This window comes from Pseudomonas sp. TH06 (assembly GCF_016651305.1).
Lineage (GTDB): Bacteria > Pseudomonadota > Gammaproteobacteria > Pseudomonadales > Pseudomonadaceae > Aquipseudomonas.
Genome location: NZ_JAEKEC010000001.1, coordinates 907,516 through 932,803 on the forward strand (window position 1 = coordinate 907,516; position 25,288 = coordinate 932,803).

The 25,288-nt window shown below is 59.3% G+C and carries 13 protein-coding genes; 7 read left to right on the forward strand and 6 right to left on the reverse strand.

Annotated features, from left to right (window positions below; all coding sequences use genetic code 11):
• Positions 1-267: 267 nt before the first annotated feature.
• Complete coding sequence (gene glnE, locus JFT86_RS04010; RefSeq protein ID WP_201235839.1) at positions 268-3,207, reverse strand: bifunctional [glutamate--ammonia ligase]-adenylyl-L-tyrosine phosphorylase/[glutamate--ammonia-ligase] adenylyltransferase; 2,940 nt, start codon at positions 3,205-3,207, stop codon at positions 268-270.
• Positions 3,208-3,591: 384 nt separating this feature from the next.
• On the opposite strand from glnE, the gene aceE reads away from it, so the two are divergent.
• The 5 genes from aceE to msrA all read left to right on the forward strand — a co-directional run bounded on the left by aceE (position 3,592) and on the right by msrA (position 13,691).
• Entirely contained in the window at positions 3,592-6,237 is a 2,646-nt protein-coding gene (aceE, locus tag JFT86_RS04015) for a pyruvate dehydrogenase (acetyl-transferring), homodimeric type (protein ID WP_008081364.1), read from the forward strand.
• 11 nt (positions 6,238-6,248) lie between these two features.
• Positions 6,249-8,210, forward strand: a complete 1,962-nt coding sequence (aceF, locus tag JFT86_RS04020) for a dihydrolipoyllysine-residue acetyltransferase (protein ID WP_201235840.1) — start codon at positions 6,249-6,251, stop codon at positions 8,208-8,210.
• Between the two features lie 280 nt (positions 8,211-8,490).
• A complete protein-coding gene (locus JFT86_RS04025; RefSeq protein WP_201235841.1) occupies positions 8,491-9,888 on the forward strand; it encodes an alkaline phosphatase D family protein in 1,398 nt (465 codons plus the stop codon).
• 232 nt (positions 9,889-10,120) lie between these two features.
• On the forward strand, positions 10,121-12,817 hold the full coding sequence (locus JFT86_RS04030) for a GGDEF and EAL domain-containing protein (protein ID WP_201235842.1): 2,697 nt from the start codon (positions 10,121-10,123) through the stop codon (positions 12,815-12,817).
• Between the two features lie 208 nt (positions 12,818-13,025).
• Positions 13,026-13,691, forward strand: coding sequence for a peptide-methionine (S)-S-oxide reductase MsrA (gene msrA, locus JFT86_RS04035; protein ID WP_201235843.1), 666 nt, complete (start codon positions 13,026-13,028; stop codon positions 13,689-13,691).
• Between the two features lie 128 nt (positions 13,692-13,819).
• Here msrA and rlmJ read toward each other — a convergent pair whose 3' ends face one another.
• On the reverse strand, positions 13,820-14,659 hold the full coding sequence (gene rlmJ, locus JFT86_RS04040) for a 23S rRNA (adenine(2030)-N(6))-methyltransferase RlmJ (RefSeq protein ID WP_150794094.1): 840 nt from the start codon (positions 14,657-14,659) through the stop codon (positions 13,820-13,822).
• A gap of 285 nt (positions 14,660-14,944) precedes the next feature.
• Here rlmJ and JFT86_RS04045 point away from each other — a divergent pair, with 285 nt between their 5' ends.
• Positions 14,945-15,358 carry a hypothetical protein gene (locus JFT86_RS04045; protein WP_201235844.1) on the forward strand — a complete coding sequence of 138 codons (414 nt, stop codon included), beginning with the start codon at positions 14,945-14,947 and terminating at the stop codon, positions 15,356-15,358.
• A 99-nt stretch (positions 15,359-15,457) separates the two neighbouring features.
• On the opposite strand, the gene JFT86_RS04050 is transcribed toward JFT86_RS04045, so the two are convergent.
• The 4 genes from JFT86_RS04050 to putP all read right to left on the reverse strand — a co-directional run bounded on the left by JFT86_RS04050 (position 15,458) and on the right by putP (position 20,653).
• On the reverse strand, positions 15,458-15,778 hold the full coding sequence (locus tag JFT86_RS04050; RefSeq protein ID WP_201235845.1) for a hypothetical protein: 321 nt from the start codon (positions 15,776-15,778) through the stop codon (positions 15,458-15,460).
• Positions 15,779-16,109: 331 nt separating this feature from the next.
• Positions 16,110-16,814 (reverse strand): DUF4123 domain-containing protein, encoded by a 705-nt coding sequence (locus tag JFT86_RS04055; RefSeq protein WP_201235846.1) that lies wholly within the window; start codon positions 16,812-16,814, stop codon positions 16,110-16,112.
• Positions 16,804-18,819, reverse strand: a complete 2,016-nt coding sequence (locus tag JFT86_RS04060) for a type VI secretion system tip protein VgrG (protein WP_201235847.1) — start codon at positions 18,817-18,819, stop codon at positions 16,804-16,806. Before JFT86_RS04060 ends, JFT86_RS04055 begins: the two co-directional genes overlap by 11 nt.
• Before the next feature lie 349 nt (positions 18,820-19,168).
• Positions 19,169-20,653 (reverse strand): sodium/proline symporter PutP, encoded by a 1,485-nt coding sequence (gene putP / locus JFT86_RS04065; RefSeq protein WP_201235848.1) that lies wholly within the window; start codon positions 20,651-20,653, stop codon positions 19,169-19,171.
• 459 nt (positions 20,654-21,112) lie between these two features.
• Between putP and putA the strand changes: the two genes are divergently transcribed.
• Positions 21,113-25,066, forward strand: coding sequence for a trifunctional transcriptional regulator/proline dehydrogenase/L-glutamate gamma-semialdehyde dehydrogenase (gene putA / locus JFT86_RS04070; RefSeq protein ID WP_201235849.1), 3,954 nt, complete (start codon positions 21,113-21,115; stop codon positions 25,064-25,066).
• Positions 25,067-25,288 lie beyond the last annotated feature (222 nt).

The window sequence follows — 25,288 nt, forward strand, 5'->3', positions numbered from 1 at the left end:
AGCGCAGATCTACTGTAGGAGTGAGCCTGCTCGCGATGAAGCCGTTCATCCAACATAGATGTTGTCTGATACTCCGCTATCGCGGGCAAGCCCGCTCCCACAGGGTTTTGCATTCGGTCCAACATCTGCGATTCAGCGCAGATCTATTTGTAGGAGTGAGCCTGCTCGCGATGGGGTCGTTACATTCAACATTGATGTTGTCTGATACTCCGCTATCGCGAGCAGGCTCACTCCTACAGGGTTTCGCATCAGCCACAATTCTGTGGATCAGCTTAGCCCCAACTCCTTCCAGATCCGCAAAACCTGTCGCCGTTCTTCGACAAACTGGTCGCCTGCAATCACCCCGGCGTCCTTCTGCAAGGCCTGCCGGTGGGCGGCGGAGCGGTAGGCTTTATAGGCCTCGCGCAACAGACTGGCATCTTCGGCAGGCATCAGCCCTTCGTGTTCCAGCTCTTCCAGAATGCGAATGTTATCGGTCCAGCGCAGCAATGGCGGGTGGCTTGGCGACCACGCCAGAGCCGCGTATTGCACCATAAATTCAATATCGACGATACCTCCGGCGTCCTGCTTGAGATCGAACGGCGCCGTGGCGTCGAAGGCATTTGCCGCCGTACCGGCCGCCGTGCTCTTGCTGCCGAGGTTGTCGCGCATCTTCGCGCGCATCTCGCTGACTTCCTGTTGCAGCTTGGCCAGATCCCGCGCCTTGCCCAATACCTGAGCGCGGACTTTCTCGAACGCCTGACCAACATCCTGACTGCCCACCAGCACCCGCGCACGCACCAACGCCTGATGCTCCCACGTCCATGCTTCATTTTCCTGATAGCGGGCAAACGCACCGAGGGAACTGACCAACAGCCCGGACGCACCGGATGGTCGCAAGCGCATATCCACTTCATAGAGCTGGCCGGAGTTGGTCTGCGCGGTCAGCAAGTGGATGATCCGCTGCCCCAGCCGGGTAAAGAACTGCGCGCCATCAATCGGCTTCGCCCCGTCGGTTTCCGCCTGCGGATCACCGTCGTGGATAAATACCAGATCCAGATCCGAACCATGCCCCAACTCGATCCCGCCGACTTTGCCGTAACCGACAATGATGAAGCCGGGATCGCACAAGGTGCCATCGGTGCGCAGCGGCGTGCCGTACTTGGCGACGGTCTGGCGCCAGGCCAGGGCCAGCACCTGCTCGAGAATCGCCTCGGCCAGCCAGGTCAGGTAATCGCTGACCTTCATCAACGGCAGGCTGCCGGCGATTTCCGAGGCGGCGACGCGCAAGCGGTGCGCCAGTTTGAAATGGCGCAGGGCCTCCATTTGTTGTTCGAGGTCGTCCTCGGGAATCCGTGTCAGGCGCTCGCGCAATTCGGCAGCGAGTTCCGGCGCCAATGGCGGCTTGAACAGACGCCCTTCGTTGAGCAATTCGTCGAGCAGCAGCGGGAAACGGGTGATTTGTTCGGCGATCCACGGGCTCGCCGCGCACAGCGTCAGCAAACGGCGCAGCGCGCCGGGATTTTCCGTCAACAACACTAGATAAGCCGAACGACGGGCAACCGCCTCAACCAGCGGCAACACTCGTTCAAGGACCAGATCCGGGTTGTCATGCTCGACCGCTTGCGCAAGCAGGCGCGGGATAAACGCATCGAGACGTTCACGGCCCAAGCGCTGCATCGCCCGCAGCTGCGGACTGTTGCGCAAACCGGCCAGTGCTTTCAGCGCCTTGGGCGCGTCGGCGAAGCCGCCCTCCTCCAACTGCCGGCACGCGGCCTCTTCGTCCTGCGCCTCTTCCCACAGCGGCAGCCATTCACCGCCGACCACCACTTCGCTTTCGGTGCCTTCGTCCTGATCGGGATCGGCGATCACCTGCGCAAAGTGCCAGGCCACGCGGCCGCGCCAGAACATCAGTTTTTCGTGGAAAGCCTCCCAGTCGGCGAAACCGAGCATGAAGGCGATGCGCGCCTGATCCTGAGCGCCATCCGGGAGCATTTGGGTCTGGCGGTCGGCGATGGCCTGAATCGCGTGTTCGGTGTAACGGAGGAATTCGTAGCCTTCGCGCAACTCGCTGATCACCGCCGGCGGCAGATAACCCTGCCCTTCCAGCGTGCTCAACACCTTTAATAGAGGGCGCTGCTGCAGGCTCAAGTCGCGCCCGCCATGGATCAGCTGAAAAGCCTGGGCAATAAACTCGACTTCGCGGATGCCTCCGGAGCCGAGCTTGATGTTGTCGGCCATGCCTTTACGGCGGACTTCCTGCTGGATCAGCTGCTTCATGGTGCGCAGCGCTTCGATGGCCGAGAAGTCCAGATAACGTCGATAGACGAACGGGCGCAGCATCTCCTGCAATTGCGCGCCAGCAACCTGATCGCCGGCCACCACCCGCGATTTGATCATCGCGTAGCGTTCCCAGTCTCGGCCCTGATCCTGGTAATACTGCTCCAGCGCATTGAAGCTCAGCACAAGCGCGCCGGACGAGCCGTACGGCCGCAGGCGCATGTCGACGCGAAACACAAAGCCGTCGACAGTCATCGGATCGAGGGCCTTGATCAGGCGTTGACCGAGGCGGATGAAGAATTCCTGATTATCCAGCGCACGTTTCACGCCAACGGTTTCGCCGCCTTCGGGGTAGGCGAAGATCAGATCGATGTCGGAAGACAGGTTCAACTCGACCGCGCCAAGCTTGCCCATGCCGAGAACAACCATTTGCTGCGGCAGGCCGCTGCGCCGGCCAGTCGGCGTGCCGAATTGCTGGCAATGGCGGCTGTACAGCCATTGATAGGCCTGGTCGATGGTCGCGTCGGCCATGTCCGAGAGGTCGCGGCAGGTCTGCACCAGATCGGCCTGACGGGTCAGGTCGCGCCAGATGATGCGCACCTGATGCCGGGTGCGCTGACGGCGCAGTACGCGACCGAGTTCATCTTCGCTCTCGGCGGCGTTCACCACGGCGGCAATCTGCGCGCAGAGTTCACCCGCTGCATACGGCCGGTCCAGCTCGCCGGACTGCACCAGCGACAGCAACATCAAAGGGTCACGAACGCTCTGTTCAATGACAAACTCGCTGGCTGCGGTGACGCGGGCGAATTGCGCCCAGCGCTCTGGCGTCCAGGTGGAGAAGCCGTGATCGTCTTCAAGCGAGGCGACAGCCGTACGGAACGACTGCTCGGATCGGCTGACCAACGGCAGGAGAATGGCAGGCAGTTCGGCAAGCACGGGCAGGGTCATGGTCTATCCTTGATCGGCGTGTAAAGGGCCGCTTGTAGTGATTGATGAAAACCCGCTACGTGAAGGACTGTCGAACAAAAGTTAGAAATAGCTGAAATTTCTTCTTCTTTAGCACCCAGCATCAAACTTTCACCTTTTCCGAATGGTAATCGACCAACCTTAACGATTATTCTCACAACGCAGTCAGAGGCCACAAGCCTTTCATCTGTAGTTTTACTACTCGTCTATACATTCGAAAGGCTGAAATGCCGGAAGATTTGTAGTAAAACTACACGCCGCCGGAACAACCTGTCGGCAATCCAAGAATTTTAAATCGTCTGCCCACAAGGCCAGTCGCAAACTCAGGCAACCGATTCTGGAAGCCTTTCCGCCCTGGAGCAAGCCATGCAAGACCTCGATCCCGTCGAAACCCAGGAATGGCTGGACGCCCTGGAATCGGTTCTCGACAAAGAAGGCGAAGACCGTGCTCACTATCTGATGACCCGTATGGGTGAACTCGCGACCCGCAGCGGCTCGCAACTCCCTTACGCCATCACCACGCCTTACCGCAACACCATCCCGGTTACCCACGAAGCACGCATGCCTGGCGACCTGTTCATGGAACGCCGCATTCGCTCGTTGGTACGCTGGAACGCGATGGCCATGGTAATGCGTACGAACCTGAAAGATTCTGACCTGGGTGGTCACATCTCCAGCTTCGCTTCCAGTGCGACCCTGTATGACATCGGCTTCAACTACTTCTTTCAGGCCCCGACCGACGAACACGGCGGCGACCTGATCTACTTCCAGGGCCACACCTCGCCAGGCGTTTACGCCCGTGCGTTCATGGAAGGTCGCATCACCGAAGACCAGATGAACAACTTCCGCCAGGAAGTCGACGGTCAGGGCCTGTCGTCCTACCCGCACCCTTGGCTGATGCCTGACTTCTGGCAGTTCCCGACCGTTTCCATGGGTCTGGGTCCAATCCAGGCGATCTACCAGGCACGTTTCATGAAGTACCTGGAACACCGCGGTTTCATCCAGCCGGGCAAACAGAAAGTCTGGTGCTTCCTGGGCGACGGCGAGTGCGACGAGCCGGAATCGCTGGGCGCAATCTCCCTGGCCGGCCGCGAGAAGCTGGACAACCTGATCTTCGTCATCAACTGCAACCTGCAGCGCCTCGACGGCCCGGTTCGCGGCAACGGCAAGATCATCCAGGAACTCGAAGGCGTGTTCCGCGGTGCTCAGTGGAACGTGACCAAAGTCATCTGGGGCCGTTTCTGGGACCCACTGCTGGCCAAAGACGTCGACGGCATCCTGCAACGTCGCATGGACGAAGTCATCGACGGCGAGTACCAGAACTACAAAGCCAAAGACGGCGCGTTCGTTCGCGAGCACTTCTTCAACACGCCTGAACTGAAGGCGATGGTTGCTGATCTGTCCGACGACGAGATCTGGAAACTCAACCGTGGCGGCCACGACCCGTACAAGGTCTATGCGGCTTACCACGAAGCGGTCAACCACAAAGAACAACCGACCGTCATCCTCGCCAAGACCATCAAGGGTTATGGCACCGGTGCCGGCGAAGCGAAAAACACTGCGCACAACACCAAGAAAGTCGACGTCGACAGCCTGAAGTTGTTCCGCGATCGTTTCGACATCCCGGTCAAGGACGAAGAACTGGAGAACCTGCCGTTCTTCAAGCCAGAGCCAAACAGCGCCGAAGCCCGCTACCTGAGCGAGCGTCGCACTGCACTGGGCGGTTTCGTACCTCAGCGCCGCGCACAAAGCTTCAGCGTGCCGACTCCGGATCTGGACACTCTTAAAGCCATCCTGGATGGTTCCGGCGACCGTGAAATTTCCACCACCATGGCTTTCGTGCGAATCCTCGCGCAACTGGTCAAGGACAAGGAAATCGGCCCGCGCATCGTTCCGATCATCCCGGACGAAGCCCGTACCTTCGGTATGGAAGGCATGTTCCGTCAGCTCGGCATCTACTCGTCCGTCGGCCAGCTCTACGAGCCAGTCGATAAAGACCAGGTGATGTTCTACAAGGAAGACCAGAAAGGTCAGATCCTTGAAGAAGGCATCAACGAAGCAGGCGCCATGAGTTCCTTCATCGCCGCCGGTACTTCGTACTCCAGCCACAACCAGCCGATGCTGCCGTTCTACATCTTCTACTCGATGTTCGGCTTCCAGCGTATTGGCGACCTGGCCTGGGCCGCCGGCGACAGCCGTACCCGTGGCTTCCTGATCGGCGGCACCGCCGGCCGGACTACCCTGAACGGTGAAGGTCTGCAACACGAAGACGGTCACAGCCACCTGCTGGCCGCGACCATCCCGAACTGCCGCACCTACGATCCAACCTACGGCTACGAGCTGGCGGTGATCATTCAGGACGGTATGAAGAAGATGACCGAAGAGCAACAGGACATCTTCTACTACATCACCGTGATGAACGAGTCGTACCAGCAGCCAGCCATGCCGGCCGGTGCCGAAGAAGGCATCAAGAAAGGCATGTACCTGCTCGAAGAAGACACCCGCGATGCGGCGCACCACGTTCAGCTGATGGGCTCCGGCACCATCCTGCGTGAAGTCCGTGAAGCGGCGAAGATTCTGCGTGAAGAGTTCAACGTCGGCGCCGACGTGTGGAGCGTCACCAGCTTCAACGAACTGCGTCGCGACGGCCTCGCTGTAGAACGCAGCAACCGTCTGAAGCCTGGCCAGAAGCCTAAGCTGAGCTACGTCGAAGAGTGCCTGAACGGCCGTAAAGGTCCGGTCATCGCGTCTACCGACTACATGAAGCTGTTCGCCGAGCAGATCCGTCAGTGGGTACCGTCCAAGGAATTCAAAGTCCTCGGCACCGACGGTTTCGGCCGTAGCGACAGCCGCAAGAAACTGCGTCATTTCTTCGAAGTTGACCGTCATTTCGTGGTGTTGGCAGCCCTGGAAGCACTGGCTGACCGTGGTGATATCGAACCTAAGGTTGTGGCTGAAGCCATCACCAAGTTCGGCATCGACCCGGAAAAACGCAACCCACTGGACTGCTGAGGAGACATTTTGTGAGCGAACTCATTCGCGTACCTGACATCGGCAGCGGTGAAGGTGAAGTAATTGAACTGTTTGTGAAGGTCGGCGACCGTATCGAAGCCGACCAGAGCATCCTGACCCTGGAATCGGACAAGGCCAGCATGGAAGTGCCGGCCCCGAAAGCCGGCGTCATCAAAAGCCTGAAAGTGAAGCTGGGCGACCGTCTGAAAGAAGGCGACGAACTGCTTGAGCTGGAAGTCGAGGGCGCCGCTGAAGCGGCCCCTGCTCCGGCGGCTGCACCTGCTAAAAAGGCCGAAGAAAAACCGGCTGCCGCTCCTGCCGCCGCCGCACCAGCCGCTGCTCCTGCTGCCGCTTCGGTTCAGCAAGTGCACGTGCCGGACATCGGTTCGTCGGGCAAAGCGCAGATCATCGAGATCCAGGTCAAGGTCGGCGATAAAGTCGAGGCTGATCAATCGTTGATCACCCTGGAATCCGACAAGGCGAGCATGGAAATCCCGTCGCCTGCCGCTGGCGTGGTCAAGGCCATCAGCGTCAAGCTCAACGACGAAGTCGGCACTGGCGACCTGATTCTGGATCTGGAAGTGGCGGGTGCTGCGGCCCCTGCTGCTGCCGCTCCGGCTCAGGCTGCTGCACCGGCCGCTGCTGCTGCGCCTGCTCCGGCAGCCGCTCCAGCAGCACCGGTTGCCGACAGCGTTCAGGACATCCACGTTCCGGACATCGGTTCGGCTGGCAAAGCCAAGATCATCGAAGTGTTGGTCAAGGCTGGCGACAGCGTTGAAGCCGATCAGTCGCTGATCACTCTGGAATCCGACAAGGCGAGCATGGAAATCCCATCGCCTGCCGCTGGTGTGGTGGAAAGCGTTTCCATCAAGCTGGATGACGAAGTCGGTACTGGCGACCTGATCCTCAAGCTGAAAGTCAAAGGCGCAGCGCCTGCTGCTGCCCCGGCTCCAGCTGCCGCCGCTGCTGCACCAAGTGCTCCAGCCGCTGCTGCTCCGGCTGCCGCTGCACCTGCTGCTGCCGCTCCGGTTGCTGCTCCGGCCAAGCCGGGCGCGAAAGTTCACGCCGGTCCTGCCGTGCGTCAACTGGCCCGTGAGTTCGGCGTCGAGCTGAACGCTGTCGGCGCCAGCGGCCCGCACGGTCGAATCCTCAAAGAAGACGTGCAGACTTACGTCAAAGCGATGATGCAGAAGGCCAAGGAAGCACCGGCCGCTGCAGCGGGCGCAACCGGTGGCGCGGGCATCCCGCCGATCCCGGTTGTCGATTTCAGCCGTTTCGGCGAAATCGAAGAAGTACCGATGACTCGCCTGATGCAGATCGGCGCGTCGAGCCTGCATCGCAGCTGGTTGAACATCCCGCACGTGACTCAGTTCGATTCGGCTGATATCACCGAGCTGGAAGCGTTCCGCGTGGCGCAGAAAGCCGTTGCAGAGAAGGCCGGCGTCAAGCTGACCATCCTGCCGCTGCTGCTCAAATCGTGCGCGCACATGCTCAAGGAGCTGCCGGACTTCAACAGTTCGCTGGCGCCAAGCGGCAAAGCGATCATCCGCAAGAAGTACGTCAACATCGGCTTCGCCGTCGACACCCCGGATGGCCTGCTGGTACCGGTCATCAAGAACGTCGACCAGAAGAGTCTGTTGCAACTGGCAGCCGAAGCCGCTGCGCTGGCCGCCAAGGCACGCGACAAGAAGCTTACCGCTGACGACATGCAAGGCGCCTGCTTCACCATTTCCAGCCTCGGCCACATTGGCGGCACCGGCTTCACGCCGATCGTCAACGCGCCGGAAGTGGCGATCCTCGGTGTTTCCAAGGCAACCATCCAGCCAGTCTGGGACGGCAAAGCCTTCCAGCCGAAACTGATGCTGCCGCTGTCGTTGTCCTACGATCACCGTGTGATCAACGGCGCCGCTGCCGCACGCTTCACCCAGCGTCTGGGCAGCCTGCTGGCGGACATCCGTACTATCCTGCTGTAATCCCAGGTGGCCCTCCGGCAACGGAGGGCCACTTGTGTTTCACGTTTTCGAGCGCCACACGCTCGTACCTCAACCCCGTCAATTGACGGGGCTTTTTTTGTCCGAAATAAACCTGCCTGCGTATTTTTCCTACAAGTAGCGCTGATTTCAGCCACAACTCCAGTCAACTTCGTACCGACTTTTTTACTCGCCATGCAACTAACCTTGGCACAGCAAAGTTAATTATCCGAACTTTGCACAAACCACTTACTTACGCAGCACTCACTCGAATGGATTCGACATGTTGAAACCGACTATCGGCCCGATCATCGGCCACATCACAACTAACCACGCACGCATATTTATTCGCGGCAACCGACAAAACAACGCCCCTGTATTTGGCGGAATACGCTATCGCATTTCCGGAACACAACAATGGTCAAAAGCCATCTTCGCCAGACTGAGCGAATTGCGCGACATGTCGGAAGTTCTTGTACTTAATAATTTGAGTACGGACACCGAGTATGAATATCAGGCCGGCTGGTTCAGCCCTATGAACCCCGTGCACACCACAGACTCTATCGCCGAGTTGCCACTGCAATGGCCACGGGAGATCTACCGCCTGCGCACGCGCTCCAGCAAAGCCATGCAGCCCAAGGCTTACATCGTCGGGTCTTGCCGCTACTTGCGCATGACCGCCGGTATTGCATCGTTACCGCATTTGGGCGACCGGATCTTTGCGTCCATCAGTCAATTGATTGAAGGCGCACAACCCGCAATCAGTGCAACACTCATGACCGGTGATCAAATCTATGTCGACGACCTCAATCTGATAGCACCGGATCGCGAATACAAAGACATACTCAGCAAATACCGCGCGGCCTTCTCCCAACCCAACATCAAACATTTAATGTCCGGCACTTCGACTTACATGATTCTCGATGATCACGAGATAGAAGATAACTGGCCCGCCAACGCCGGAAAGTCCGATGGCGAGTTATACCGCAACGCCATGGCTGCCTATGAGTTGTATCAAGTCAGTCACAGCCCGGCACATGAACTGACAGATAACGGCCAAGTCAACCGTTCTAAACTTGAACATTACTGGTATCAATTCAGCGACGGCGATATTGAATGGTTTGTCACCGACAGCCGTACTCGGCGCAACTTGTCGGCCGACGATCGGCGCATCCTCGATGAAGCTCAAGAACAGGCGCTACTCAAATGGCTGATCAACAGCCCGGCGCGGGTCAAGTTCGTGGTCACCAGCGTGATGTTCTATCCGGATCGCAAAGTGCTCGGCGACGATGCCTGGAAGGCCTTCCCGGAACAGCGTCTGCGTCTTCTGGAAACCATCCGCACTCGACACATCAAGAACGTCGTATTCATTTCCGGTGACGTGCATGGTTCGTTGACCTCACGTCTGACCCACAGCGAAGCCTCGGACTTTGAAGTGCACACCATCGTCTCCTCGCCCCTGTGCAACAGCAAGTTGCTGCCGTACGCCAAGGCGTCCACCTTCATTCTTGACCAGCCACTGGTGACGACGGCGGCGGGCGATTATCGGCATGAGTTGACCAGCACCGTGATCAGTGAGGACAACTTCGCCCATGTGGTGGTTGAGGTTGATCAAATTCTGGTCAATTACCATGATCGGGATGGGAAAAAGCTGCAGTCGACCGCCATAAAACTGCGCTGAGCCTTTATAGATCGCAGCCTTCAGTAGCGCCTGCAGAATCCCGCAGGCTGCGATCTTTTGCTCTTTTCCGAACGGCGCTGGAGAAATGCCCAACGCAGCCGACACATTCTTATAGCACTTGGCCTTCATCACTCTTGTCAGTCGGTGCCGCAATGATGCAACCTTGCCGCAGGCAACAGTAAAGAGGGCGAGAGCCCGGCGCGTTCAGCATATTTCCAAGCGAGTTCCCTTCATGAAGAGCCAACCCGATGCCGCCAGCCGTATGGCGGCCGAGGTAGTGACGCAGTTGCCTGTGCCCTCGCGGCTCGGCATGCTGCGTTTCGAGCGCTTGAATGAAGCCAGCTGGGCGATGCTGTTTCTCGATCCAAACTGCGAACGCCAGTTCGGTCAGCCGGCCGTCGAACTCTGCGCACTGGTCGGCTCGCCCTACGCCAGCCTGATGGAGCCGGAAGCGCGTTACCAACTGCACGACGCGATCCAGCAACAACTCGCCGGCAGCCCGCATTATCTGGTGCGCTACACCCTGCACACCGCCGCTGGCGCGTTGAGCATCCTCGAACTTGGCGAAGCCTACAAACAACACAATCGGCATCTGCTGCGCGGCTATCTGCTGGCGGTCGATGACCTCTTCGACGAAGTGCCGCTACTGCCTTCCGTTGACCTCGAAACCCAGAACTCCCGCCTGCAAATCGCCCTCGAACTCAACCAGCGCGCCCAGCAGGAACAACTGCAACATCTCGAACGGGTGCGCGCCCAGCAAGATCTGATTCTGCTGCTCGCCCGTCAGCGCTACAGCACGCACAACTCGTTGCAGGAAGCCGCCGAACTGATCACCCGCTGCGCCTGCGATATCTATGAAATCGACTGTGCCAGCCTGTGGAACCTCGAAGGCCAGCAACTGGTGCCGATCTCGGCCTACCACCGCGCCACGCAGGAGTACCTTCTGCCGGACGTGATCGACGTCAGCAGCTTCCCCGACTACATGGAAGCGCTGCACAGCAGCCGCGCCATCGACGCGCACAACGCCATGCGTGATCCGCGTACCCGCGAGATGGCCGAAGCCCTGCGCCCGCGTGACGTCAACGCGATGCTCGACGCCAGCATTCGCGTCGACGGCCAGGTAGTCGGTGTGTTGTGTCTGGAGCAGACCGGCGTGACCCGCGCCTGGCAGTCCGACGAAATCGCCTTTGCCGGCGAGCTGGCCGACCAGTTCGCGCAAGTCATCAACAACCACAACCGCCGCACCGCCACCAGCGCCCTGCACCTGTTCCAGCGTGCGGTCGAGCAAAGTGCCAACGCCTTCTTGCTGGTCAACTGCGACGGCGTGGTCGAGTACGTCAACCCGAGTTTCACCGCGATCACCCAGTACACCACCGAGGAAGTCCACGGCCAGCGCCTTTCGGAACTGCCGGCCCTGGAAAACCTCAGCGAACTGCTGTTCGACGCGCCCTCCGCGCTGGCCAAGAGCAACAGTTGGCAGGGCGAATTCAAGAGCCGGCGCAAGAACCTCGAACCGTACTGGGGCCAGTTGTCGATCTCCAAGGTGTATGGCGACAACCGCGAGTTGACCCACTACATCGGCATCTACGAAGACATCACCCAGACCAAACTGGCGCAACAGCGCATCGAGCGTCTGGCCTACACCGACAACCTGACCAACCTCGGTAACCGGCCGGCGTTTATCCGCAATCTGGACGAACGCTTCGCCCGGGATAGCGATACCCCGATCAGCCTGCTGCTGGTGGACATCGACAATTTCAAGCGAATCAACGACAGCCTCGGCCATCAGACCGGCGACAAACTGCTGATCAGCCTGGCCCGGCGCCTGCGCAACAGCCTGAGCCCGAGCGGTAGCCTCGCCCGTTTCGCCAGTAACGAATTTGCCGTGCTGCTCGACGACACCGATCTTGCCACCGGCCAGCAGATTGCCAACCAGTTGCTGGCGACTCTCGACAAGCCGATGTTCGTCGACAACCAGTTGATCAGCGTCACCGGCTCCGTGGGCCTCGCCTGTGCGCCGCTGCACGGCCGCGATCCGCAAACCCTGATGCGCAACGCCGGCCTCGCCCTGCACAAGGCCAAGGCCAACGGTAAACATCAGGTGCAGGTGTTCACCGAAGCACTGAACGCCGAGGCCAGCTACAAGCTGTTCGTCGAAAACAACCTGCGTCGTGCCCTGACCCAGAATGAGCTGGATGTGTTCTACCAGCCCAAGCTGTGCCTGCGCAGTGGTCGCCTGCTGGGCATGGAAGCGCTGTTGCGCTGGAATCACCCCGAGCGCGGCATGATCCGCCCGGACCAGTTCATCAGCGTCGCCGAAGAAACCGGGCTGATCATTCCGATCGGCAAATGGATCGCCCGTCAGGCCTGCCGCATGAGCAAAGCGCTGACCGCCGCCGGCATGGGTAATCTGCAAGTGGCGATCAACCTCTCGCCCAAGCAGTTCTCCGATCCGGACTTGGTCGCGTCCATCGCCAATATCCTCAAGGAAGAAGCGCTGCCGGCCAATTTGCTCGAACTGGAGTTGACCGAAGGTTTGCTGCTGGAAGCTACCGAAGACACGCACTTGCAGCTCGATCAGCTCAAGCGCCTGGGCCTGACCCTGGCCATGGACGACTTCGGCACCGGCTACTCATCGCTCAGCTACCTGAAGAAATTCCCGATCGACATCATCAAGATCGATCGCAGCTTCATCCACGAAATCCCGGACAACCAGGACGACATGGAAATCACCTCCGCGGTGATCGCCATGGCTCACAACCTCAAGCTCAAGGTTGTCGCAGAGGGTATCGAGACGGCTGAACAACTGGCATTCCTGCGCCGCCACCGTTGCGACGTCGGCCAGGGTTACCTGTTCGACCGGCCGATTCCCGGCGCCGAGTTGATCCAGGCCTTGAAGCGCTACCCGCGCGGCCCGCTCTGCCTCTGAACATCGCAGATTCCTTGTAGGAGTGAGCCTGCTCGCGATAGCGGTGTGTCAGCAACAAATCCTCTGACTGACCCAGCGCTATCGCGAGCAGGCTCACTCCTACAATGTGTGCGAGTACCCGCACATTTTGGGGAGTGATTAACTCGGCATCATTGGGCACACTGGCGGTCTGATTTTTTACATCCCATCCTGACTGAGAGGAACGATCATGGTTCTGCGCTCGGAAATACTGGTGAACAAAAACGTGCTCCCGACTAAAGAACAAGCTCTGCCCGGCCGCGAAACTGCGATGACCCTGCCGGAAAAGCATTTCGTCTTCGAAGACACCCCGCTGCTTGGCCCGTTTTTCCAGGACGTCGATTTTGCAATCTTCGGCCTCGGCTGTTTCTGGGGCGCCGAACGTCGCTTCTGGCAGCGTGAAGGTGTGGTCAGCACGGTCGTTGGTTATGCCGGCGGCTTCACCCCGAATCCGACTTACGAAGAAGTCTGCTCGGGCCTGACCGGCCACGCTGAAGTGGTGCTGGTGGTGTATGACAAGGCCAAAGTCAGCTACGAAGAACTGCTGGCGATGTTCTGGGAACTGCACAACCCGACGCAGGGCATGCGTCAGGGCAACGACATCGGCACGCAGTACCGCTCGGTGATCTACGCGACGTCGCCTGAGCACCTGGATGCGGCGCTGAAGAGCAAGGCGACCTATCAGGCAGAGCTGTCGAAAGCAGGTCTGGGCGAGATCAGCACCGAGATCGAACAGGCACCGACCGTGTACTTTGCCGAGGCATATCACCAGCAGTATCTGGCGAAAAATCCGGAAGGCTATTGCGGGATCGGCGGCACCGGCGTGTGCATGCCAGCGAGTTTGGCAGGCAATTAAAGCCTGAAAGCAAAAGATCGCAGCCTGCGGCAGCTCCTACAGGATTCGGTGTCGTCCACCCATATGTGAACGGTCACTAACCCCTGTAGGAGCTGCCGCAGGCTGCGATCTTTTGATCTTGCCGTTGATCAGCTCTCGGCGATCAACCAATCCATCTGCCAGCCACCCTGGGTCTGCCCAAGCTTTTTCGACAACCACGGCAGCAGCTCACGCAATTCTTCCTCCAGCCCCCACGGCGGATTGGCAATCGCCATGCCCGAACCGTTCAGACTGTTCGGCGTATCCAGCGGATGCACCAGCAGCTCAACCCGCAACAACTTCGGCGCACCGGTACCGGCCAGGTCCTGATAGAACCGACGCAACGCACGCTGATCCTTCACCGGATACCAGATCGCCGCCACGGTTTGACGCATCCGGCCAATCGCCTCTTTCAACGACGCCGCACAGCGCTGCATTTCATCGAGCTGCTCGAACGGCGGATCAATCAACATCACCGCACGCTTCTCCTGCACCGGCAACATCGCCCGAGCAACATGCCAGCCCTCGCCCAGATGCACTTTGACCCGACGATCACCGGCCATGTTGTCCTTGAGCAGCACGCCGTCTTCCGGGTGCTTCTCGTTGAGCATCACCCGATCCTGCGGGCGGGTCAGGCGCCGCGCCAGCTCCGGCGAACCCGGGTAATAGCGCAACTGGCCATCGGGGTTCATCTCGTGCAGCACCTTCATGTAGTCGGCGGTCAGCGCCGGCAGATCCGGCTGATCCCACAAGCGCGCGATGCCTTCCAGGTACTCACCGGTACGGTTGGCCTGATCGCCCTGCAAGTCATACAGACCGATGCCGGCGTGGCTGTCGAGATAGGCAAACGGCTGCTCCTTGCGCGACATCAGGGCGATGAGGCGGGTCAAGGTCAGGTGTTTGAACACATCGGCGTGATTGCCGGCATGGAAGGCGTGACGATAATTCATGGCTGCTCCTGCGAAGGGCGCAAAGTTTACCTTTTACCGGCCGGCAAGTCAGGGGTTGGCGGCCGAGTGGCCTCTTACTCGTTAAGAATCTGGCCCAATACCCGTGGCGAGGGGATTTATCCCCGATGGGCTGCGCAGCGGCCCCGATTCTGCCGACGCGGTGTGTCTGGTGCATCGCGATGACAGGTCTTGGGGCCGCTTCGCTGCCCATCGGGGATAAATCCCCTCGCCACAGGTCATTTATCTCGCTTAACTGGCAAGTAACCTCGACAGGAAGTCAAACCCATGCGTCGCACACTTATTTTCTCTCTGTGCCTGACCTGCTCAATGCACGCCGTTTCGGGCGAAAGTCACAGAGCGCAGGCTCGCCAAATGCTCAAGAACTACGGCTTGAGTCACTGCATCCTGAAGCCATTCAAAGAAAATTCAGCGCTGGAAAAAGACATCGGTTTGTCCGCTGGCGCCTACTCATTCATGGGCAAAGGCCTGCACACCGTTGTGCAAAATGAAGACACGCTGCAAGTGCTGCATGATCCTTACCGGGAAACCAGAAACCATATGCTTGAGGCTTATGCCCAGACAGCCTCAAACAGCAAATACTCGAACAGCAAAGTGGTCTTTCATGGGTGCCTGGAGGTCTACAACTCAGAGGCATTCGACCGGTTTATCAAGACTCAGGATCCCTATATCGCGGACTGACTGATCACCTCAACGTGAAAAGATCGCAGCCTTCGACAGCTCCTACAGATGATCCCGTGCAGGAACTGCCGAAGGCTGCGATCTTTTGATCTTGCGGTATCAGGAAGGCGTGGCGCCCAAGCGTCGCCCGATGACGTCGAGCAAATCACAGCCGTCGCGCAACGGGATGGCGCAGAGTTTGGCGAAGTCGCTGAGGATGAGGGAATCGCACTCGATCGAGCCGCGCATGCACAGGTTTTCCAGCACCTGGACGACGGTGCGTATGCGGTAGTTGGCGGCGTCCATCAGGACATCAGAAGGAGCGTGGGTGTCGACGAACAGCGTGGGCATGTCGCTGCAGTTGCTGGTCAATGCCATGTAGCGGTTGTCGGGGTGAGGGATATGTTTTACGTAGGGTGGATCGGGCTTGAGCGTCGTCATCTTTTGAACCTCTGGTAGTGAAGTGGGCTTCCACCATTTCCCTCCTACGGGTTTGGGTGGCAGCCATGCGCGGGGTAGGAGTACCGAGACCAGAGAACTCGGCCACGCCGAAGCGTGCCCGCGCATAACCGCCGCAAATGATCTTACGGACGCACGTAGATTGCCGTAAATCGGGCAATGACGTTTATGCACTCTTCTAGTCTCAAGGCTCCTACACCCTGTCGCCGCATCTGCGGTGACAATCCAAGACTATCCCTGCACCCCATCGCCCACCAGTTCATGGAAACCGCCGCGACTCGAAGGAAACGTCCGAGGCCCTCGCCCGGAAACCTCACTCCGACTCTGTCAGCAAATACTCCAACAATGCCGACTGCGACGATTCTTCCGACGTTGCGACCTGAATAAGCTGCCTGAGCTTGCAGCGCAAGACCTGCACAGGAAACGCCTCGAACAGGCCCGGATGCTCCTCGCTCAGCCACTGCACGGCATTGCCAACGCGTACCTCATCACTCGCCGAAGCCAACACCGATTCCGGCACCGCCCACCAAGGAAACACCTGCCCCGAAACCTGCGCCCGGCCCCCTATATCAATGGCTTGACCATTGATCAACCCGCGCGCGATCACGGGCAATAGCTGCGCCGTATCCGCTGCTTTCGACTGCAAGACTGGCAACAAAAACCGCCCATCCCAGAAGCGAAAAAATACCGCTTTGCCATCCGGCATCAACACTTGGGTCAAGCTGCGAAAATGCTCAACCACTACTTCGAGATTCGCCGAAGACACCGCCAACCAGCCCCAATCGCGAGACTCCGTAGTCGCCACCCAATCAAGAAACTCACTGTCTGCCGGGACAATTCCCACGAAGGGCATCACGGCATCCCACTCGGCATAAATCGTGTTCGCCCAAATCGGACTCGCCCCTACCAGCGGTGGCCTGACGTTGCTGGCATGACTGAAGATCGCGAACAACTGTTCAGAAGATTTCAGCGGCTCACGCACCAGCCACTCCGAAGCCTTTATAAAATCAGGCTGCACAGACACCGTCCTTGCAACGCTCACATTCTTCACAGAATGGCGCGTCGCCCTTGAAGCTCATGATCTGTGCTGCGGTCAGAATGGCCGCCGGCGCTGCAATCAGTTTCTCCGGCAACCCCGGCACAACCGGCGCGGCACTCATCGTCGCCATCGGCGCACCACCGACCATGATCGGCACGCTGCTGAAAATTCCGCCGGGACCGATGTTGATCCACTGCCCGCCTGCTTGAATCGTCGCGCTGGCACCGCCATCGATCACCACTTGCTGGCCAGCGCTGACATGAAATTGCGCACTGGCATTGAGCGCCTGACTGCTCACGCGGATATGCCGGTCGCCAACCACCGTCAGGTGATCATCCTGTTTCACTTCAGCTTGGCGCTGGCCGTGGGTGATGCGTTGTTCGTCAGCCTTCAACTCATGCTTGGCGAGGCCGGTGACGACGATGCTGCGCGCGTTGTCGACCTGCACCTGTTGATCGTGCAATACATGCTGGGTCCAGTTGCGCTGGGCGCGCAGGTAGATTTCTTCGGCGCCTTTTTTGTCCTCGATGCGCAGTTCGTTGTAGCCGCCACCACCCGGGCTGCTCTGGCTGCGGAAAATGCTGCGGGTCTTGTCTGCCGGCAGATCCAGCGGCACCGGGGTGGCGGCGTTGGGCAGGCAGCCGACCACCAGAGGTTTGTCGGCATCGGCGTCGATAAAACCGACCAGCACCTCCATGCCGACCCGTGGAATCAGCACGCTGCCGTAACGGTCGTGGGCCCAACCGGTGGCGACGCGCAGCCAGCAACTGGAGTGCTCGTTCAATTCACCATCACGGTCCCAGGCCAGTTGCACTTTGACCCGACCGTATTCGTCGCAGTGGATTTCCGTGTCTTTCGGCCCGGTAACGACGGCAGGTTGATAACCGAGCATCCGTGGTTTTTCCGGCCCGAGGGCTGGGCGGAAGAACACCTCCCACGGCGTTGCAAGAAAGGTATTACGGTAGCCTTGGAAGGTTTCTTCATCGCTGGTCGCCGATTCTTCCAGGACTTGCGGCTGGCGCCCACGATGTTCAATCGCGGTCAGCAACCAAAGGTCATTCCAGTCCTGACGTGGATGCTCGGTCAGTTGCAGGAAATGTCCGCAAACCAGTGCGGATTCATCGCTGATACCCTCGGCCTGACGGTAATCGGCGACATGCCTTTCAAGTGCGCGCTGCGCGAGATGCTTGCCGGTTTCACGATCGTTGAATTGACCGGGAAAGTGATAGTCCTCGAGCACCGGCCGCTGCTCGCTGTCGATACCGCTTTGCAGTTGTAAACGCGGTTTTTCAAAGTTGTAGTCGCGCCGGGTTACGACGCTGGTGCGGGTTTCTACACGAACATTGAAGCGCTTGATTGCCGGCGCCCCGCCGGCCATACCGCTACCCGGAAGATAGAGCGTTGGTTCGGCCAACCGCGGAAACACCGTCTGGTCATCACCGAACACCAGTACGTGCGCGTCGGGGCTGTGTTGAAAGTGGTAATGAATACCGACCTCGGCACACAGGCGCTGGATGAACGCCAGATCGCTCTCGGCGTATTGCACGCAATATTCACGCACTGGGTATTCGCTGCCGAGGCGAAATTCGAAGGCATCGCGCAGGATCGCGTGATCCTTGAGAATCTGCGCGACGATCTGCGGAACAGTTTGATGCTGGAAAATCCGCTGATTGGTCCGGTGTCCGAGGTAGGTGAGACGCGGGACAAGGCTAATGTGGTAGCGCGTCAGACGTTTGCCGGAGTCACCCTGCCCGACCTGATAAATCTGACCGTGTACACCGGAACCGTCCGTCTCATAGCTCAGAAACGCCTGACAGTGCAGCAGGCTTTCGAGGTCCAGATCCGGCCGCTCACTGACCAGTTCCAGTTCGAAACGAAAGGGTTGGCTGATGGCTTCCTTGCCCGTGAACTCAAGGACTTTGAGGTCGTGTTGGGCGCCTTCAAGGGTCAACGTGAAGCGCGGTTGATTGGCAGGCGCGAACATCCGATGTTTCTCTGCAGAGTGAGGGCGGGCGATTCTGCATGAGGCGCAAGGGTGATTGAACGGACGGCTGGAAAATCAGATTTGCCCTACTTTTTCTGTCGAATAATCCTTCTGAAATCAGCGTATCCGACTACAGACAAATCCCTCAAACCCACCAGCATCCCCTGTAGGAGTGAGCCTGCTCGCGATTGCGGTGTATCAGTCGACATCAACTTTGAATATCAGAACGCTATCGCGAGCAGGCTCACTCCTACAAGGATTCGCGGCGAGTCAGAGATTGCAGGCAATAAAAAACGGCCCGTTCCTTGTAGGAATCGGGCCGTTTTCAGGTGAGCCGAAGCTCAGTGCATCACTTGTTCAGGTTGAAATCTTTTTCCGCCGCTTCGAAGCGCATCACCATGCCTTTGCTTGGCGAACCGAGCTTGCTGACGATGAAGATCGCCAGGCTGGCGAAGATGAAGCCAGGGATGATTTCGTACAGACCCATCACCTCGAAATGTTTCCACACCACCACGGTGATCGCGCCAACCAGGATACCGGCCAGTGCGCCGTCGCGGGTCATGCCTTTCCAGATCACCGAGATCAGTACAACCGGACCGAATGCGGCACCGAAACCAGCCCAGGCGTAGGACACCAGGCCCAGTACACGGTTTTCCGGGTTGGCGGCCAGAGCGATCGCAATCAGTGCAACCAGCAATACCATCGCGCGGCCGACCCAGACCAGTTCGGTTTGCGAGGCGGATTTACGCAGGAAGGCTTTGTAGAAGTCTTCGGTCAGGGCGCTCGAGCACACCAGCAACTGGCAGCTCAGGGTGCTCATGACTGCAGCCAGAATGGCCGACAGCAGAACACCGGCAATCCATGGGTTGAAGAGAATCTTCGCCAGTTCGATAAACACACGCTCGTGGTTCTCGGTGACAGGGCCGGCCAATTCCGGGTGGGCCGAGAAGTAAGCGATACCGAAGAAACCAACAGCGACGGTGCCGCCCAGGCACAGGATCATCCAGGTCATGGAGATGCGGCGCGCCTTGGCAATCGATTTCACCGAATCCGCCGCCATGAAACGCGCGAGGATGTGCGGCTGGCCGAAGTAACCCAGACCCCAGCCCATCAGCGAGATGATGCCGATGAAGGTGGTGCCTTTGAGCATGTCGAAGTTGCTTGGATCTTGTGCTTCGATCGCCAGGAACGTGGTGTCGACGCCGCCGGTGGCCAGCAGGACGATGATCGGCGTGAGGATCAGCGCGAAAATCATCAGGGTGGCTTGTACGGTGTCAGTCCAGCTCACCGCGAGGAAACCACCGATAAAGGTGTAGGCAATCGTCGCCGCAGCACCGGCCCACAGCGCTGTCTCGTAGGACATGCCGAAGGTGCTTTCGAACAGACGGGCGCCGGCCACGATGCCGGAAGCGCAGTAGATGGTGAAGAACACCAGAATCACGATGGCCGAGATGATCCGCAGCAGGCCGCTCTTGTCTTCAAAACGGCTGGCGAAGTAGTCCGGCAGGGTCAGGGCGTCGCCGTTATGCTCGGTCTGCACGCGCAGACGGCCGGCAACAAACAGCCAGTTCAGGTAGGCACCGATGATCAGACCGATGGCGATCCAGCTTTCGGACAGACCGGACATATAGATGGCACCCGGCAGGCCCATCAACAACCAGCCACTCATGTCGGAAGCACCGGCAGACAGCGCGGTGACGACGCTGCCCAGGCTGCGACCACCGAGAATATAGTCAGAAAGGTTGTTGGTGGAGCGATAGGCCATCAAGCCGATCAGCACCATTGCTGCGATGTAGATCACGAACGTGATCAGGGTTGGATTGCTTACGCTCATTGAGTTACGCCCTGGCTTTGTTTTTATGTAGCGGCGGTGGTGAACCGCACGCAAACGACGACGTTTGGCAGACGATCCGGGATCCCGCGCATTCAGGACTGATGTTTCCCCAGGAAAGCCATCAGCCGGGTACACCGGGTTATTCCCGGTTGCACCTAGGGCGCGAATGCTATGCAACAAATCAAATAAGGTGCAACCAATTTCGTGAGAATTAGTTGCACCTAGTCGGATTTATCGGCAATCACCCCGTTTTTGCTCCCTTTTAGCGCATTAATGGCCCTTTGCTAGAAGCAAAAGCACCAAGCAGGAGCAGCACTTTCGTACCAGAAAATAATTCCTGACGAGCTGCCTATTATTCCGACAAAAAAAGGGTTGCACCCGGTTGCACCTCTTTCAGCGCAAGGCTAATCTTGCCGCCAGCTGATGCCACGCAACTGTGGCAACCATGAGGATAAAAATATGGCTACCACCACCCTTGGGGTCAAACTCGATGACCCGACCCGCGAGCGCCTGAAGGCGGCCGCGACCTCGATTGATCGCACACCGCACTGGCTGATCAAGCAGGCAATTTTCAATTACCTGGAAAAACTCGAGGGTGGTGCAACCCTGACTGAGCTGAACGGTTTGACCGCCAAGGACGCCGACGACGCTGGCGAACTGCATACCGATCACGCCCACCAATGCTTCCTCGAATTCGCTGAAAGCATCCTGCCGCAATCGGTACTGCGCGCTTCGATCACCGCTGCTTACCGTCGCCCTGAGCCGGAAGTCGTGCCAATGCTGATCGAGCAGGCGCGCCTGCCGGCTCCGATGGCCGAAGCCACCAACAAGCTCGCCGCCTCCATCGCCGAAAAACTGCGTAACCAGAAAAGTGCCGGCGGTCGTGCAGGCATTGTTCAAGGTCTGCTGCAGGAATTTTCGCTGTCGTCCCAGGAAGGCGTGGCACTGATGTGCCTGGCCGAAGCGCTGCTGCGTATCCCGGACAAAGGCACTCGCGATGCGCTGATCCGCGACAAGATCAGCACCGGCAACTGGCAGCCGCACCTGGGCAACAGCCCTTCGCTGTTCGTCAACGCCGCCACCTGGGGCCTGCTGCTGACCGGCAAACTGGTCTCGACGCACAACGAAGCCGGCCTGACCTCGTCGCTGAGCCGCATCATCGGCAAGAGCGGCGAACCGATGATCCGCAAGGGCGTCGACATGGCCATGCGCCTGATGGGCGAGCAGTTCGTCACCGGCGAAACCATCGCCGAAGCACTGGCCAATGCGAGCAAGTTCGAAGCCAAAGGCTTCCGTTATTCCTACGACATGCTCGGTGAAGCGGCGCTGACTGAACACGATGCGCAGAAGTATCTGGCGTCGTACGAACAAGCCATTCACTCGATCGGCAAAGCCTCCCACGGTCGTGGGATTTATGAGGGCCCGGGCATTTCCATCAAGCTGTCGGCACTGCACCCGCGTTACAGCCGTGCGCAGTACGAGCGCGTGATGGACGAGCTATATCCGCGCCTGCTGTCGCTGACCCTGCTGGCCAAGCAGTACGACATCGGCCTGAACATCGACGCCGAAGAAGCCGACCGCCTCGAGCTGTCGCTGGATCTGCTTGAGCGCCTGTGCTTCGAGCCGCAGCTGACTGGCTGGAACGGCATCGGCTTCGTGATCCAGGCTTACCAGAAGCGCTGCCCGTACGTGATCGACTACGTGATCGACCTGGCTCGCCGCAGCCGTCATCGCCTGATGATCCGTCTGGTGAAAGGCGCGTACTGGGACAGCGAAATCAAGCGCGCCCAGGTCGAAGGCCTGGAAGGCTATCCGGTCTACACCCGCAAGGTGTACACCGACGTTTCCTACATCGCTTGCGCACGCAAACTGCTGTCGGTGCCGGAAGTCATCTACCCGCAGTTCGCCACGCATAACGCCCACACCCTGTCGGCCATTTACCACATCGCCGGTCAGAACTATTACCCGGGCCAGTACGAATTCCAATGCCTGCACGGCATGGGCGAGCCTTTGTACGAGCAGGTTGTAGGCAAAGTTTCCGAAGGCAAGCTGAACCGTCCGTGCCGCGTGTACGCCCCGGTCGGCACCCACGAAACCCTGCTGGCGTACCTCGTACGTCGCCTGCTGGAAAACGGCGCGAACACTTCGTTCGTCAACCGCATCGCCGACCAGTCGATTTCGATTCAGGAACTGGTGGCCGATCCGGTTGCGCAGATCGAGCAGATGGCAACCGTCGAAGGTGGTTTCGGCCTGCCGCACCCACGCATTCCGCTGCCGCGTGACCTGTACGGCGCCGAGCGTGCCAACTCCAGCGGCATCGACATGGCCAACGAACATCGTCTGGCCTCGTTGTCCTGCGCATTGCTCGCCACCGCGCACAACGACTGGAAAGCCGCGCCGATGCTCGGTTGCGCTTCCAGCACTGAGACGCCTGCGCCGGTGCTGAACCCGGCAGACCATCGTGATGTGGTCGGCCACGTTCAAGAAGCCACGGTTGAAGACGTCGACAACGCCATTCAATGCGCCCTCAACGCCGCACCGATCTGGCAGGCCACCCCGCCAGCCGAACGTGCGGCGATTCTGGAACGCGCCGCTGATTTGATGGAAGGCGAGATCCAGCCGCTGATGGGCCTGCTGGCCCGCGAAGCCGGCAAGACCTTCGCCAACGCCATCGCTGAAGTCCGCGAAGCGGTCGACTTCCTGCGTTATTACGCGGTGCAGGCACGCAACGATTTCAGCAACGACGCCCACCGCCCACTGGGCCCGGTGGTGTGCATCAGCCCGTGGAACTTCCCGCTGGCAATCTTCAGCGGTCAAGTCGCTGCAGCACTGGCTGCCGGTAACCCGGTCCTGGCCAAACCGGCCGAGCAAACCCCGCTGGTTGCCGCACAGGCCGTGCGTTTGCTGCTCGAAGCCGGGATTCCGGAAGGCGTGCTGCAACTGCTGCCGGGTCGCGGTGAAACCGTCGGTGCCGGTCTGGTCGGTGACGAGCGCGTCAAAGGCGTGATGTTCACCGGCTCCACCGAAGTTGCACGTCTGCTGCAACGCAACATTGCCGGTCGTCTCGACAACCAGGGCCGTCCGATTCCGTTGATCGCCGAAACCGGTGGCCAGAACGCAATGATCGTCGACTCCTCGGCACTGACCGAACAAGTCGTGATCGACGTGGTGTCCTCGGCCTTCGACAGCGCCGGCCAGCGTTGCTCGGCTCTGCGCGTGCTGTGCTTGCAGGAAGATTCCGCGGATCGCGTCATCGAAATGCTCAAAGGTGCCATGGCTGAAAGCCGTCTCGGCAACCCTGAGCGTCTGTCCGTGGACATTGGCCCGGTAATCGACGCCGAAGCCAAGGCTGGCATCGACAAGCACATCCAGGGCATGCGCGACAAAGGTCGCAACGTGTACCAGGTGGCGATTGCCGACACCGAAGAAGTCAAACGCGGCACCTTCGTCATGCCGACCCTGATCGAACTGGAAAGCTTCGATGAGCTGCAACGCGAGATCTTCGGTCCGGTGCTGCACGTGGTGCGCTACAAGCGTAAAGAAATCGATCAACTGATCGGCCAGATCAACGCTTCCGGTTATGGCCTGACCCTCGGCGTGCACACCCGCATCGACGAGACCATCGCCAAGGTGATCGACAACGTCAACGCCGGTAACGTCTACGTCAACCGCAACATCGTCGGTGCCGTGGTCGGCGTGCAGCCATTCGGCGGCGAAGGCCTGTCGGGCACTGGCCCGAAAGCCGGCGGCCCGCTGTACCTGTACCGCTTGTTGTCGACGCGTCCTACCGATGCGATCGAACAATCCTTCGCTCGCGGTGATGCTGCCGTGGCACCGGACGTTCGCCTGCGCGACGCCATGAGCAAGCCGCTGAACGCTCTGAAAGCCTGGGCCGACAGCAACAAGTTTGCCGACCTGAGCACCCTGTGCGTGCAGTACGCTGCGCAGTCGCAAAGCGGCATCACCCGCGTACTGGCCGGCCCGACCGGTGAGAAGAACAGCTACGCAATCCTGCCGCGTGAGCACGTGCTGTGCCTGGCGGAAGTGGAAGGCGATCTGTTGACCCAACTGGCGGCAGTGCTGGCGGTCGGCGGTTCGGCGGTATGGCCGGAGTCCGACATCAGCAAGGCATTGTTCGCACGCCTGCCGAAGGAAATTCAGGCGCGGATCAAGCTGGTTTCTGACTGGAACAAGGACGAGGTGGTGTTTGATGCGGTTCTGCATCACGGCCATTCCGACCAGTTGCGCGGCGTTTGCCAGCAAATCGCCAAGCGTGCCGGTGCCATTGTTGGTGTTCAGGGCTTGTCCCAAGGCGAGACCAATATTGCTCTGGAACGTCTGGTGATCGAGCGGGCGTTGAGCGTTAACACGGCGGCGGCGGGTGGTAATGCCAGCCTGATGACTATCGGCTAAACCGCTGTAACTCCAGGCGACCGCAATGGTCGCCTGGAATGAAATCCCCTGTAGGAGTGAGCCTGCTCGCGATAGCGGCCTGTCAGACACATTTATTTGACTGACAGACCGCTATCGCGAGCAGGCTCACTCCTACATTGAATTAGTGCTGCCCCCGCCTCTCCATCACCACCATCAATCATCCTGTTCAGCCTTTATCAGCACGCCTAGACTCGGCCCAAT

Excerpts from the sequence above, each read along its gene's own strand:
- glnE (WP_201235839.1), bottom strand. The coding sequence starts at position 3,207 with ATGACCCTGCCCGTGCTTGCCGAACTGCCTGCCATTCTCCTGCCGTTG.
- aceE (WP_008081364.1), top strand. The coding sequence starts at position 3,592 with ATGCAAGACCTCGATCCCGTCGAAACCCAGGAATGGCTGGACGCCCTG.
- JFT86_RS04025 (WP_201235841.1), top strand. The coding sequence starts at position 8,491 with ATGTTGAAACCGACTATCGGCCCGATCATCGGCCACATCACAACTAAC.
- JFT86_RS04030 (WP_201235842.1), top strand. The coding sequence starts at position 10,121 with ATGAAGAGCCAACCCGATGCCGCCAGCCGTATGGCGGCCGAGGTAGTG.
- msrA (WP_201235843.1), top strand. The coding sequence starts at position 13,026 with ATGGTTCTGCGCTCGGAAATACTGGTGAACAAAAACGTGCTCCCGACT.
- rlmJ (WP_150794094.1), bottom strand. The coding sequence starts at position 14,659 with ATGAATTATCGTCACGCCTTCCATGCCGGCAATCACGCCGATGTGTTC.
- JFT86_RS04045 (WP_201235844.1), top strand. The coding sequence starts at position 14,945 with ATGCGTCGCACACTTATTTTCTCTCTGTGCCTGACCTGCTCAATGCAC.
- JFT86_RS04050 (WP_201235845.1), bottom strand. The coding sequence starts at position 15,778 with ATGACGACGCTCAAGCCCGATCCACCCTACGTAAAACATATCCCTCAC.
- JFT86_RS04060 (WP_201235847.1), bottom strand. The coding sequence starts at position 18,819 with ATGTTCGCGCCTGCCAATCAACCGCGCTTCACGTTGACCCTTGAAGGC.
- putP (WP_201235848.1), bottom strand. The coding sequence starts at position 20,653 with ATGAGCGTAAGCAATCCAACCCTGATCACGTTCGTGATCTACATCGCA.
- putA (WP_201235849.1), top strand. The coding sequence starts at position 21,113 with ATGGCTACCACCACCCTTGGGGTCAAACTCGATGACCCGACCCGCGAG.